The organism is Paenibacillus radicis (ex Xue et al. 2023) (assembly GCF_024722015.1).
In the GTDB taxonomy this organism is placed as follows: Bacteria; Bacillota; Bacilli; order Paenibacillales; family NBRC-103111; genus Paenibacillus_S.
Genome location: NZ_JANQBD010000027.1, coordinates 57,799 through 71,399 on the forward strand (window position 1 = coordinate 57,799; position 13,601 = coordinate 71,399).

13 protein-coding genes are annotated in these 13,601 nt (G+C 39.0%); all 13 read left to right on the top strand.

Going from position 1 to position 13,601, the window contains the following annotated elements:
* The first annotated feature begins 216 nt into the window (after positions 1–216).
* Positions 217–855 carry a NeuD/PglB/VioB family sugar acetyltransferase gene (locus NV381_RS29690; protein ID WP_258216932.1) on the top strand — a complete coding sequence of 213 codons (639 nt, stop codon included), beginning with the start codon at positions 217–219 and terminating at the stop codon, positions 853–855.
* A 209-nt stretch (positions 856–1,064) separates the two neighbouring features.
* Positions 1,065–1,799, top strand: a complete 735-nt coding sequence (locus tag NV381_RS29695; RefSeq protein WP_258216933.1) for a glycosyltransferase family 32 protein — start codon at positions 1,065–1,067, stop codon at positions 1,797–1,799.
* 25 nt (positions 1,800–1,824) lie between these two features.
* Positions 1,825–2,457: an acyltransferase gene (locus NV381_RS29700; RefSeq protein ID WP_258216934.1), complete on the top strand. Its 633-nt coding sequence runs from the start codon at positions 1,825–1,827 to the stop codon at positions 2,455–2,457.
* 32 nt (positions 2,458–2,489) lie between these two features.
* A complete protein-coding gene (locus NV381_RS29705) occupies positions 2,490–3,716 on the top strand; it encodes a glycosyltransferase (RefSeq protein ID WP_258216935.1) in 1,227 nt (408 codons plus the stop codon).
* A gap of 2 nt (positions 3,717–3,718) precedes the next feature.
* Positions 3,719–4,762, top strand: coding sequence for a glycosyltransferase (locus tag NV381_RS29710; RefSeq protein WP_258216936.1), 1,044 nt, complete (start codon positions 3,719–3,721; stop codon positions 4,760–4,762).
* A 1-nt stretch (position 4,763) separates the two neighbouring features.
* Complete coding sequence (locus tag NV381_RS29715) at positions 4,764–5,924, top strand: polysaccharide pyruvyl transferase family protein (protein ID WP_258216937.1); 1,161 nt, start codon at positions 4,764–4,766, stop codon at positions 5,922–5,924.
* Positions 5,925–5,939: 15 nt separating this feature from the next.
* Positions 5,940–7,136 carry a glycosyltransferase gene (locus tag NV381_RS29720; protein WP_258216938.1) on the top strand — a complete coding sequence of 399 codons (1,197 nt, stop codon included), beginning with the start codon at positions 5,940–5,942 and terminating at the stop codon, positions 7,134–7,136.
* Between the two features lie 6 nt (positions 7,137–7,142).
* Complete coding sequence (locus tag NV381_RS29725) at positions 7,143–8,324, top strand: glycosyltransferase (RefSeq protein WP_258216939.1); 1,182 nt, start codon at positions 7,143–7,145, stop codon at positions 8,322–8,324.
* 24 nt (positions 8,325–8,348) lie between these two features.
* Positions 8,349–9,521 carry a glycoside hydrolase family 88 protein gene (locus NV381_RS29730; protein ID WP_258216940.1) on the top strand — a complete coding sequence of 391 codons (1,173 nt, stop codon included), beginning with the start codon at positions 8,349–8,351 and terminating at the stop codon, positions 9,519–9,521.
* Between the two features lie 19 nt (positions 9,522–9,540).
* Positions 9,541–10,086, top strand: a complete 546-nt coding sequence (locus NV381_RS29735) for an acyltransferase (RefSeq protein ID WP_258216941.1) — start codon at positions 9,541–9,543, stop codon at positions 10,084–10,086.
* Between the two features lie 25 nt (positions 10,087–10,111).
* Positions 10,112–11,674 carry a lipopolysaccharide biosynthesis protein gene (locus NV381_RS29740; protein ID WP_258216942.1) on the top strand — a complete coding sequence of 521 codons (1,563 nt, stop codon included), beginning with the start codon at positions 10,112–10,114 and terminating at the stop codon, positions 11,672–11,674.
* Positions 11,675–11,726: 52 nt separating this feature from the next.
* Positions 11,727–12,473, top strand: a complete 747-nt coding sequence (locus NV381_RS29745; RefSeq protein ID WP_258216987.1) for a glycosyltransferase family 32 protein — start codon at positions 11,727–11,729, stop codon at positions 12,471–12,473.
* Between the two features lie 38 nt (positions 12,474–12,511).
* The gene (locus tag NV381_RS29750) at positions 12,512–13,570 is read left to right on the top strand and encodes a glycosyltransferase family 2 protein (RefSeq protein ID WP_258216988.1); all 1,059 of its coding nucleotides are present in this window, start codon (positions 12,512–12,514) and stop codon (positions 13,568–13,570) included.
* The last annotated feature ends 31 nt before the right edge of the window (positions 13,571–13,601 follow it).

Consider the following 13,601-nt stretch of genomic DNA (forward strand, 5'->3'; position numbering starts at 1 on the left):
TTATTATATTTTGGTGATGTCTCCTAACCATTATCGATGGAGGCACTCGATCATGCTGTGGGTTGAAATAAACCTTAGACGCCAGTCGTCGGTAGTGTGGTGTGAGGGAGGGTTAGATGCCCTGCTTTAAAGTTTTTAACTATGTGATTTTTGATAAAGACCCTGTAGTTAAGAACTTTAATCAAACAGTAACATTTGAGAATAGGTGGTTAAAGGATGTCGGGATTATTAATACTTGGCGCTGGGGGACTTGGTAAGGTTATTGCCGAAATTGCTGTGTTGATGGGGAAATGGGAGAGGATAGCTTTTCTGGATGACAGGGTCGAGCTCAAGGAAGTCATGGGTTTCCCTGTGATTGGCAAGCTTACAGATTTGGATTCTTATATCAAGGATTACAATAATGCCTTTGTAGCCATAGGTCATAATCATACAAGATTAATGTGGCTGCAACTGATCGGAATTTCCGGATTTATTATTCCTGCATTAATTCATCCGTTAAGCATAGTAAGCAAGTTTAGTTCCATAGGTGAAGGCACTGCCGTAATGGCGGGGGCCGTAATTAATACAGATGCTACTATAGGCAGAGGCTGTATTATCAATACGTGTGCAAGCATAGATCATGATTGTACTCTGGAGGATGGGATTCATGTTTCTCCTGGAGCACGTGTCAGCGGCACAGTAAACATTGGTCGATGCAGCTGGGTATGTGTTGGTTCGACTATTGCTAATGATATTAGAATTGGCAGTCATGTTATTGTTGCAGCAGGAGCGGTTGTCGTTCGCAATGTACCCGATAATGTTATGGTAGCCGGAGTACCTGCAATGCTAAAAAAGGTGATAGCTGTCAGGAATTGATGAGGGGCTGTACGTATATCATGAGGTGGTGATGTTAGGCATGATAATGGTTTATTGCATGAAATGCCAAAAGTTGGTTGATGAAAAGCTGGCTGTCGGAATAATGAAAACCGGTTTCTATAAAAAAGATATTCCTGTTGCATTACAATGCGTCGATTGCATTGAGAACGGAAACAGAAAGCAAGAATCTTCCTGAAGGAGAAATTATTATGGACGCGAGTAAGGATAAAATCGACAAAATTCTTCATTATTGTTGGTTTGGCGGGAAAGAAAAACCTGACATAGTAAAACGATGTATGGATAGCTGGAAGCAAAATTTATCGAACTATGAAATCATCGAGTGGAATGAGGATAACTTTGATATTAGTTCTATTACATACGTAAGAGAGGCTTACGAAGCAAGGAAATTTGCATTTGTCAGTGATTACGTAAGAGTATATGCCTTATATCATTTTGGCGGAATTTACCTGGATACAGATGTTGAGGTATTCAAACCCTTCGATGATTTATTGCATCATGATTCGTTCTGGGGGTTTGAGCAAGAGAATTATGTGGCTACAAGCACGATAGGCGCGGCTAAAGGGAATCAACTGATAAAGACATTTTTAGATTCATATGAGCAAAAAGCTTTTATCAAGGATGATGGCACACAGGATGACTTAACGAATGTGGCTATCATAACCCGAATCCTTCAAGACATAGGCGTTAAAGCTAATGGAGAATATCAAGAATTAGAGGGTTTAGCAGCATTTTATCCTCAAACTTACTTTTCTCCCTATGATTATATCAACTGCAGAAAGTTTATAACTGCGGACACTTATGCTATGCACCATTTTCACAAAAGCTGGCTGCCGCCTAAAGCGAGATTGAAAAGTCGAGTCAAGCTGGCATTAGCCAAAATTATTGGTGGCGACAATATTGCAAGACTGAGGAAGTACATATAGATGCCGCTTTTTAAGGAGAATGAACATGGTACACCTATTGAAAAAAATAATGTCGGTACTTGCGGCTGAATGTCGTACAAGGGGTGTTTATTTAACCTTAATTATGAATATCTCTCATGTAATAGGCTTCGTCAGAGGCTGCTTATTCAAGCTGCTGTATTTCAAAAATATTCGATCCTCCTTATTCTCTCTTCAGGCCCATAGCAGAATTGAGATTTTTAACAAGAAATCCAGAGTCTACATAGGGAAATTTGTTTTTATAAGAAAAAATGCAAGCATCCGGGTAGATTTTAACGGGGAGCTCACGATTGAAGAAAAGGTTTTTATCAATGATAACTGCAACATTAATTGTGTGAATAAAGTATGGATTGGCAGAAATACCAAAATTGCTCCTAACGTGTGTATAAATGATCATGATCATAATTATAAAAATACGGCAGATGGCCACCTGATAATGGGTGAGGTCATAATTGGGGAGAATGTTTGGATTGGTTCCAATGTAGTTGTTCTGAAGGATACCACTATAGGGGATAATGCCGTGATTGCAGCTGGGAGCGTTGTTAAGGGAAATGTCCCCGCTAATACTCTTTTTCTTAACAAGAGAGAAAATAAATGCATACCGTACGGTGTATCCAAACCATTATCTGAGGTTATCTAAGGAGAACACTACATGAATTAGAGGGGAAAAATATGAAGAAGAATATTTTAATTTCTGTTTATGATATGGAAATTGGCGGTATTGAAAGAAGCTTAATTAACATGCTGGAAAGCTTTGATTATGACAGGTATAAGGTCGATTTATTCATTTGTAATCATGCAGGTGACTTCATGAGCCTAATACCTAAGCAAGTTCATGTGCTGCCGCAAATCCACAACTACTCGGTTTATAGAAAGCCCATACTTCAATGTATAAAAGAAGGCCATTATTCGACCTCGATCATAAGAGTCTTGTGCAAATATATAGCCAAAATTAAAGCTTTGTTCAGAAATTTGAAAGAAGGCTCCGGGTATATTCAAATGCAGCTTGTTTCCAAGTACACCTCTTATTGGATGCCCAAAATAGCTCAGAAGTATGATCTCGCCATCAGCTACGCATGGCCTCATGACCTCATTGCTCAAAAAGTAACGGCGGATAGGAAAATTGCCTGGATTCATACCGATTACAGCGAGCTGGAAATCGATAATAAACTGGATTTGAATGTTTGGAATAAATTTGATTCCATAGCGGCGGTTTCGGAGGCTTGCAGCAGCTCCTTTCTGACGGTATATCCTTCTCTGGAAAAAAAAGTGATAGTGGTGGAAAACATAACTTCACCTGCATTCATTAAAAAAATGGCTGCGGAGACCAACTCTATCCCTAAGAATACAGCTGAGGCTTTTCATATTGTATCCGTGGGCCGATTGTCCTTTGTGAAAGGCTTTGATATGGCGGTTGAAGCCTTGAAGAAGCTTCATGTTAAAGGATATACGAATATTAAATGGTATGTCATTGGTTATGGCGGGTATGAAAATGAACTGAAACAAATAATAGCTGGTTTTAAATTGGAGGATAGCTTCATCCTGCTGGGGAAGCAAACCAACCCGTATCCATATATCCAGGCCTGTGATTTATATGTGCAGCCTTCCAGATATGAGGGGAAAGCCGTTACTGTTACGGAGGCCCAAATATTAGGAAAGCCTATACTGATAACTAATTACCCGACAGCGAAAAGTCAAGTTGAAGATGGTGTGGACGGGTACATTTGTGAATTAAGTGTCGATGGAATTGTTGAAGGCGTACAGAAATTTGTTGAAAACGATGAATTAAGGAGAACGCTAACGGATCGAATAAAAGATAAGGATTATAGCAATACATTCGAGCTGGATAAGCTGTACGAAATCATGGAGGATGTAAGGCTTAGCAAAGGTGTGATATAACGATGTACAAGGTTAGTGTAATAATTCCTGTATACAATGCAGATGCATATATCTCCGAATGTATAGAGTCGCTATTGAATCAGACGCTGCAGGAATGTGAATTCATATTTATCAATGATGGCTCGACGGATAACAGCAGACAAATTATCGAGAGCTATATGAACAGCAGCACGAGAATTAAGCTGATCAATCAAGCAAATCAAGGTGTGAGCATAGCGAGGAATAGGGGGCTGCAAATAGCTGCTGGAGAATATACGGGATTTGTAGATGCTGACGACTATATTAAACCGGATATGTATGAAACCTTATACAATGCGGCCAAACAAGGCGATTGCGATGTAGTGATTTCCAATTTTGAAGGTGAGCTAGATGGACATAGGGTTAGCTACAAATATCTGTTTCCTGACAATGTGGTTCTTCCGCGAGCATACATAGAAGAGGAGATGCTGCCCTACTTCATCAAGACGGATAATTTAAATACCGCATGTAATAAAATCTACAGACAACAAATAATAAAAGAACATAACTTATCCTTTCCAGAGAAGGTTGCTTTGGGCGAGGATGGTATGTTTAACATGCTTTTTTTTAGTTATGCCCTCAATATGAAATATATCGATTATTCAGGCTATTATTACCGGGAAGTAGCGGGAAGCGCAACAAGAAACTTGATGGAAAAGGATTATTTTGAACGAGCGCTTGAAGTGTTCAAGCTGGAATTGCCTGAAATCCATACAGGTAAACTCGATAGGGTTAAGCTTTATCGGCTAAAGTCCATCAAGCTTATACGAAGCGTAATGTCGTACATTCATATTTATTTTATTCCGTCCAAGGAAATAAGCTTCAACCAAAGATATACGTATGTCAAAAATATGATTAGTAATAAATATGTCAGAGATGCATTATCCGTCTATTACAGCGAAAGCTACAGCACTTCAGCGAGATATGAAAAATTAGTAACAGACATGATCCGAAGTCAATCTGCTGTCGGATTATATTGCGTTACAGCTTACAGCAGACTTAGAAACAGGGATGGAAGGGGCAGATGAAATGAAAATAATGATGTTTGCGCACGACGGAAGCCTGAATAGAGGATGTGAGGCTATTGTACGGTCTTCAACGAGCTTGATTAAAGAGAAAATAAATGGCGCTCAGGTCTATCTGGCATCAGGAAAGCCTGAAACCGATGAAATGATTTCCAAGCTCGATGGAATCTACGATGGATCTGCTAGCGGGATTAAAAAATATTCGTATGAATGGTTATTTTCCGCAGTGAAAGTGAAGCTTTTTAATGACGAGACTTATGCATTGGGTAAAATCCACAACAATATTGTTAAGCATATTCATAACATGGATGTATGTTTATCGATAGGCGGGGATAATTACTGCTACGGAGAACAGCCTGGTTGGTATGAGATCAATCGACGGGTGAAAGCCCAAGGTAAAAAGCTTGTCTTATGGGGCTGCTCGATCGGTCCAGAGGACATGTCGGACAGGAAGCTTCAGGATCTTAAGCAGTTTGATTTGATACTGGCGCGTGAAAGCCTGACTTACCTTATGCTGAAAAGCAAAGGCTTAAAGAATGTGAAGCTTTGTGCGGATTCCGCTTTTACCATGGAGAAGGAAGAGCTGGAGCTGCCGGAGGGCTGGCAGGTGGGGAACACGGTAGGTCTTAATTTCAGCCCCTTGGTTTGGAAAAGAAATAAGGAATCACAAACGGCGGTTAAAGACCTTATCAACCATATTTTATCTACTACGGATATGACGATCGCGCTGACCCCGCATGTTATGGAAGACGGCAATAATGACTATGAAATTCTTCACAATTATTATGAGCAATTTAAAACCAATAGCAGGGTTCTTCTTTTGCCTAATCATTTAAATGCCATTCAATATAAGGGATTTATCTCACGAATGAGGTTTTTTGTAGGTGCCCGAACTCATGCGACAATAGCAGCTTACTCCAACTTTGTTCCAACCATGGTGTTAGGCTACAGTGTTAAGTCCAAAGGTATATCCAAAGATATTTTCGGTGAAGAGAAATTGGTATTAAGCATAGATGAAATATCGAATAGCAGCAAGCTTAAATCCAAGTTTGATGAAATGGTAAGAGAGGAAAAGGAAATCAGACGAAAGCTGCAAAAATCTATTCCTAATATTAAGAAAATGTCCTACAAAGCAGTAGAGTATTTAGATAAGCTAATTCAATAAAAATTGAGGTATATGATGAAAAAAAATTTACTGTTTATTATGCCCAACTTGACCTCGGGCGGTGGAGAGAAAAGCTTGGTCACCTTGCTGAGCAAGATCGATTACAATCTGTACAATGTGGACTTGTTTTTATTGTATCATAGTGGCCTATTCCTGGAGTTTATCCCGAAGGAAGTGCGGCTTATCCCAATATCGGAGAACTTTCAGTTGTTTACTCTGCCTTTATTACAAGCTGTCAAGAAGCTTCTACTGAAGGGAAAGGTCAGCTTGGCCTATAACCGGTTGATGTTTTCCTTGAGGCATAGAAACATCTCTAACGTTTCCCAAAGAGAGCAGTACAATTGGAAATACCTTGCTAAATCATTAACTAAAAATGAGAAGAAATATGATGTAGCCATTGGATTTCTGGAGAAGACGGCAAGCTATTATTGTGTGGATAAAGTAGATGCTGCCAAGAAAATAGGTTGGGTGCATATTGATTATGATCAGCTCGGTATGGATCCTCAATTCGACCACAAGTATTTTGAGCATATGGATAGCATCGTTACGGTGTCAGAGGAATGTGCCCAAATACTCAAAAACCGATTTCCCGATCAAAAAAATAAGGTGAAGGTTATTTATAACATTGTTTCGCCAACGATGATCTATCAAATGGCCAATCAGGATAATAACGATGTATTCAACCGCAAGGATGATGAATTCAACATTCTTTCCATCGGTCGGCTGCATTATCAAAAAGCTTTTGAAATAGCGGTTGAGGCTTGCAGGAAGCTGATTGATCGTGGCTATAAAATAAAGTGGAACATTATTGGCGACGGCGAAGAAAGGGAAAAGTTGACGCAGTTAATTGAGCAAAATCAATTGGAAAATCATTTTAAATTACTGGGCTTAAAAACGAATCCCTACCCTTATTTGAAACAAACCGATATCTATGCTCAAACCTCCAGATTTGAAGGAAAGTCAATAGCTATCGATGAGGCCAAAATATTGCACAAGCCGATTATAGTTACGAATTTCAATACGGCGAAGGATCAGATTAATGATGGAACGGATGGACTGATTGTCGATATGAATGCGGATGCCATGGCTGTCGGGATTGAGAAGCTGATTAATGATACAAGCTTGAGAAGTAAGCTGAGCTTGAACTTGGCGAGTTTAAAATTAGGAACGGAAGAAGAGATACATAAGTTCTACAATCTTCTGAACAGGTGAGAAGCTATGAAGAAAAAAGTGCTTTTTGTTATCAATAATTTAAGCTGCGGCGGGGCGGAGAAGGCTCTTATCTCTTTATTAGAGACGATGGATTATACGGAATATGAGGTTGATCTGTTTTTGTTCGAGCATACAGGATTGTTCCTGGGAAAAATTCCGGACCAGGTGAATTTGTTGAAAGAACAGCGTGAGTACCGTTACTATGATATGCCTGTAAAGCATGCCGTGTTAGACTGCCTGAAACGAGGCAGAGTTAATATGGCTCTATCCAGAATTCGTGCGGGTTATATTTATAAAACCGAAAAGAAGAGAGTTCGATGTCAGCAAAGGGTTTGGAAATACATATCGAAGTCGTTGAAAAACATAGATCAAAGCTATGATATCGCTGTGGGGTATCTGGAGAAAAACCCCATCTATTTTTGCATTGATAAAGTAAAAGCAGCCAAGAAAATAGGATTTATCCATAATGACTACGACAAGCTTGGAATGGATCCGTACTTGGATCAAGCTTATTTCGAACAGTTGGATCATCTGGTCACTGTATCCGAGGAATGCGGTAATATTCTAAAAAAAAGATTTCCTATGTATGAACGCAAAGTAAAAATTATGTACAACATCGTATCTCCTGCGGCCATCCATAATTTATCGTTAGAAAAGACGGACATAAGCGATCATACCATCAAATTGGTTTCAGTAGGCAGGCTCAATGATCAAAAAGGCTTTACGCTTGCTATTGAAGCCTGCAGAGAGCTTGTTCAGAATGGTTACAATGTAAAGTGGTATGTAATTGGCGAAGGTGAAGAGAGAGGTAAGCTTGAGCAGCTGATCGAGGAGAACGGCCTTCAAGGAATTTTCAACTTGCTCGGAAACAAGGAAAATCCATATCCTTATATTAAAGCCGCCGATATTTACGTGCAGCCTTCGCGGTTTGAAGGGAAGTCTATAGCCGTAGATGAAGCCAAGATATTGCATAAGCCCATAGTTGTAACTAATTTTAATACAGCCAAAGATCAAATCAATGATAAGGAGAATGGATTAATTGTTGAAATGAATCCCAGATCGGTTTTTGAAGGCATTAAAGCGTTAATAGACGATGAGCAGTTAAGGGAACATTTTAAAGCAAATTTGTCCAAAGAAAAGCTGGGAACGGAATCGGAGATTCACAAATTATATGCGTTATTCAAGTAGTCAAGAAAGGAAAGATTAAGTGTTATGCAAATCATAAGCCTTCTGCTTTTGGGTATTGTGTGCGTGGTTATTCTCATTGATCTGGTTCCATTAGGGAAAGATTGGTTGTACCGAATTCATATTGGCAGGTATCAGGACAAACAGGCATGGAATAAATCGATAACTCGGATTGGCGCCAAGTGGCTTAATACAACACCCAAGATTAAGGTGACGGACAATACGAGATGGGTTGTCATCGATATGCTGAAGGGAAATTATACGAAGCACGCCATACAGCATTGGCAAGAAGCCTCATTGCTGCTAGGTCTGTCGGAGTATTTAAAAACGAATAAGGATCAGGAGGTCGAACGGGAGCTGAAGAAGTTTTTGAGCTCGAAATTCGATCGGACCGGCCAGTGGCTCCAAATGCCTAAGGAAGTAGACGGGGCTATTCTTGCTTATGCCGTAATTACATTAGGCTTTATTAATCCGGATTTCTATAAAAAAGCCTTTGATTCCACTTGGGAGATGATTCAAGAGCATATCGGGGATGAAGGCACCGTACAATATCGCAAATTTATGAAAAACTATAGATATGTGGATACTATTGGTTTTATTTGTCCTTTTTTAGTTGCCTACGGCATCCGCTATCAAAAGAAGGAATGTGTGGAGCTCGCTGTCAAGCAAATTAAAGCGTACGAAGAATACGGAATGCTGGAGCAGCATTATATTCCAAGCCATGCTTACCAAGTCGAAAATAAAGCTCCACTTGGCTTATACGGGTGGGGAAGAGGGCTGGGTTGGTTCGCCATAGGCCTTATTGATGCCTGGAATGAGCTGCCCCCAGACCATGAATATAAACCGGTTATGGAGGAAAGTGTGAAGAGGTTCGCCAAAGCAGCGATTGCGTTTCAGCAGGATCAGGGAAATTGGAACTGGACGGTTGCGAGGGGGGAATGCAGGCCGGATTCTTCAACCACTGCGACATTGGGCTGGTTCTTGTTAAATGCAGCCAAGATAGAGGAGATTGCAACACCTTGTCTAGATAGTGCGGATAAAGCGATTCAATATTTGATGAGAGTGACCAGACGAAACGGAGAAGTCGATTTCTCGCAGGGGGATACGAAGGATATAGGTGTATACTCCATGTTGTTTAACATACTTCCTTTTACCCAGGGCTTCTGTATCAGACAAATTAATTTATATCAAAATAGATAATCTAGAGTGGGTGATTGAGTTGATAGCAAGATTGGTGACTTCGGTAAAAGCTCGAATTAGGAATAAATGGTTTCCCAAAACAGAAATCGAGGTGTTAAAGGAAAGAGGGCTGAAGGTTGGAAAAAATTTTAACTTTTTTAACAGTCATATCGATTATGGTCATTGCTGGCTCATTGAGATAGGCGATGATGTAACCATAACGAACAGCTCCATATTGGCTCATGATGCAAGTACTAAGTATTATTTGGGCAAGTCGAAGATCGGAAGGGTTAAGATTGGGGATCGAGTGTTTATTGGATGGAATAGTGTCGTATTGTGCAATGTGAGGATTGGAAATGATGTTTTGGTTGCCGCTGGCTCGATTGTTACCAAGGATATTCCCGACAATAGCGTGGTTGCAGGGAATCCGGCGAGAGTCGTTGGAAAAACATCGGATTATTTGGATAGACATAAGCAAAATTTAATTGATAAACGTGTCTACGATACTTATTGGCCTTATAAAACGCAAGAACAGATGAATACAATAAGAAAAGAATTAGAAAATGATTTTGGATATGATTTATAAATATCAATGAGAGTACGGAGAAACGATGAGAGTAAAACATTCTGTTCTTAATATTTCCACCGGCTTAGGCAGTCAGCTTATTATTACGCTGCTAAGCTTTTTTTCACGTACAGTGTTTATTAATAGCCTTGGCATTGAATATTTAGGGGTAAATGGACTGTTCACGAATATTTTGGCTATGCTTTCCTTGGCTGAGGTAGGTATTGGTTCGAGTATTGTGTACAGCCTTTACAAGCCGGTGGCGGAAAATGACAAAGAGAAAATCAATGCGCTTATGAAGCTGTATAAAAAGGCGTATTTGGTCATAGCCCTGGTCATTTTAGTGCTGGGACTCGCGATGATGCCATTTCTGAAGTATTTTGTCAAAGATACTAGCGTTGATCAGATTTACTTGATCTATCTCATTTTTTTGATCAATACCGTGGCCCCCTACTTCTTTCAGCATAAAAGCTCGTTCCTCAATGTTTGCCAGAAAAGCTATATTATAACAGGGCTTTTTTCGGTATCGGCGATTGTCTCTACATCCTTAAAAATATGGATCCTGAATACGACTCAAAATTATATTTTATATTTAATTGTTGAAAGCCTGATTACAATAATTAATAGCGTCATCTTATCCGTAATAGTTGATCGAATGTATCCCTTCTTGAAGGAAAAGCTGGTAGCTACATTAGATGCTGTCGTCAAGAAAGACATTATCAAAAATGTTAAGGCCATTATGCTGCAAAATATAGGTACCTATCTGATCTTTGGTACAGACAACATCATTATCTCTTCATTTGTGAGCGTAACGGCAGTCGGACTGTATTCAAACTATAATATGTTGATCGATATATGCAGAACCTTTATTAATCAAGTTTTTAACAATATATATCACAGCATAGGGAACTTAGTCGCCAACGAAAATAAAGAAAAAATATATAGTTTGTTTAAGGTTTATTGGCTGCTTAATTTTTGGTTGTACTCTCTTTTCTCCATATTTCTTTATATCATTATTGAGCCCTTTATCTCATTATGGATCGGCTCCTCATTCATTATGGGGAAGACGATTTTAGTCGTGTTAATGATTACTTTCTATGAGCGGGGCATGAGAAATGCTATTACTACATTAAAAACAACAGCAGGTATTTTTCATGAAGATAGGTACGTACCGTTATATCAAGCGGCAATTAACCTTGGATTTTCAATATGGTTGGTACATGAATTAGGATTGCCAGGAGTCTTCATCGGAACACTCATCAGTGCTATAGCCGTTCCGTTCTGGACTACGCCTTATTACGTTTATAAAAAAGTGTTCCATAAGCCGCTGCTGCGTTACTTTGTTAGATACGGTTACTTCGCAGCCGTTGGTTTGGGAACATGTCTGGTTACAAGCGTGCTGTGCAATATGATCACGGCTGATCATCTAGTACCTTTATTGCTGAAGGCACTGGTCGGAATTGTTTTACCCAACGTGATTTATGTAATCATTTTCTATCGTACTGAAGAGTTTAAATATTTGTTTGGAGTATTTCTTACTATTGTGGGTAACTTCCAGAAGAAAATTAAGCGAATGCAAAGACGAGATTTATCTGGTGATGTTCAATGAGTTTCAGTTCAGGGACGCAGAAGAAAATAATATGGAGGTCATTTAATTGGAAATGCCTATTCCCAAAATCATACACTATTGCTGGTTTGGCCGCGGAAAAAAGCCGTCACAGGCTTATAAATGTATTAGCAGCTGGAGAAAGCATTTGCCTGACTATCAGATTATAGAGTGGAATGAAGATAACTTTGATGTAAATGTCAACCTTTACTGTAAGCAGGCTTATGATGCCGGGAAATATGCCTTCGTTACGGACTATGTCAGACTTCACGTTATTTACTATCATGGCGGCATATACATGGACACGGATGTTGAGGTGTTAAAAAGTCTGGATAAATTTCTGGATACATCCGCTTTTTCTGGCTTTGAAAGTAATGAATATATACCAACAGGCATTATGGGGAGTGCAAAAGGACATCCTTGGGTAGGCAGACTTTTAGATTTTTACAAAAACCATGTTTTCTATAAAAGCGATGGAAGCATGGATGTAACGACCAATACAAGTGTTATAACTAGCATCACTAAGGATGAGTACAATTTAGTAATAGGAAACCATATGCAAATTTTAAAGGATGAAGTACATATTTATCCGAGTGATTACTTTTGCCCCAAAAACTGGATGACAGGAGAAATGCAGCTTACTTACAATTCACATGTTATTCATCATTTTGCTGGTTCATGGCTCCCTCAAAAAAGACGATTAAGAATTAAAATAACGGGTTGGATTATTAGAGCACTTAAAATTTCGATGGGTAAAAACAATTATTTTAAATTCACCAAATTCATAAAAAATTACTTATAACCAAGGTTTGTATTGGGGAGGTCTTGCTTTTGAGCAAAGTGAGTGTAGTAGTGCCTATCTATAATGCAGGAAAAGGAAAAAGACTCGATAAATGCATTAAATCAATACTAAGCCAAACGTTCATAGATATTGAAGTGATGTTGGTGAATGACGGTTCAACCGATAATAGCTTGGAGGTATGCAGAAAGTATCAAAAAGAAGATGGACGGATAGTCATTATTGACAAGAAAAATGGGGGGTGTATTGCTGCTCGGAGAACGGGGGTAGAGGCTTCAACCTCTGAATTCGTTATGTTTGTAGATGCCGATGATTGGCTCGATAAAAATACGGTGGATGTCCTCTACAATAAATGTATGGAAAGCTCAGCAGATATTTCAGTTTGCAATATGTATAAAGTTTTAGGCCGAGGAGCGCTAATCAAAAGAAAAAATGACAACCAATATTTTTATGAAGACAGGCTTTATAATAAAGATGCCATTATGAGAGACCTGGTGACCTCCTATTTCTATGGGCATTCATTCCCATCGTCATTATGCGGCAAGCTGTATAAAAGAGAGCTGCTGATCAATAACGGAAAATATTTGGATCGCATATGCTTTCTGGGGGAGGACCTGTTTTATAATCTGGAAATACTCGTTCATACGAATAGAGTCAAGGTAATTGACCAAGCATTGTATTATTACAGAGTGGGTGGATCTACAAGCAAATATATGTCCTATTTGTTTGATGATATGATTAATGGCTATCGAATACAAAAGGAAGTCATCCATGAATATTATTTAGATACTAAACAGAAGCAATACAATGGAATTAGTATTATGCTGTTGAATACGTTCAGGACTTGTTTGTGCAACATAATCAACAGCAAGCTGAGTGAAACTAAAATTAAAGATACCATAACCGAATATGTGTCGAATGAATGTGTAAGTGAATGTTTGGTTAACGAAGGTTCCGTCGCCTATTTTCCACAGGAGTATTTAAATGCAATAAAAGATAAGGACATCGATTATTTATATGAAATGGGGAAAAAAATGTACAAAAAGAGAAGAGCAAAAACGATGATAATGGATATCTTCTCCAAGTTATCTGTGGTCTAAATGGTTCAAAGTTAGCTTAATGTGAAGGGAG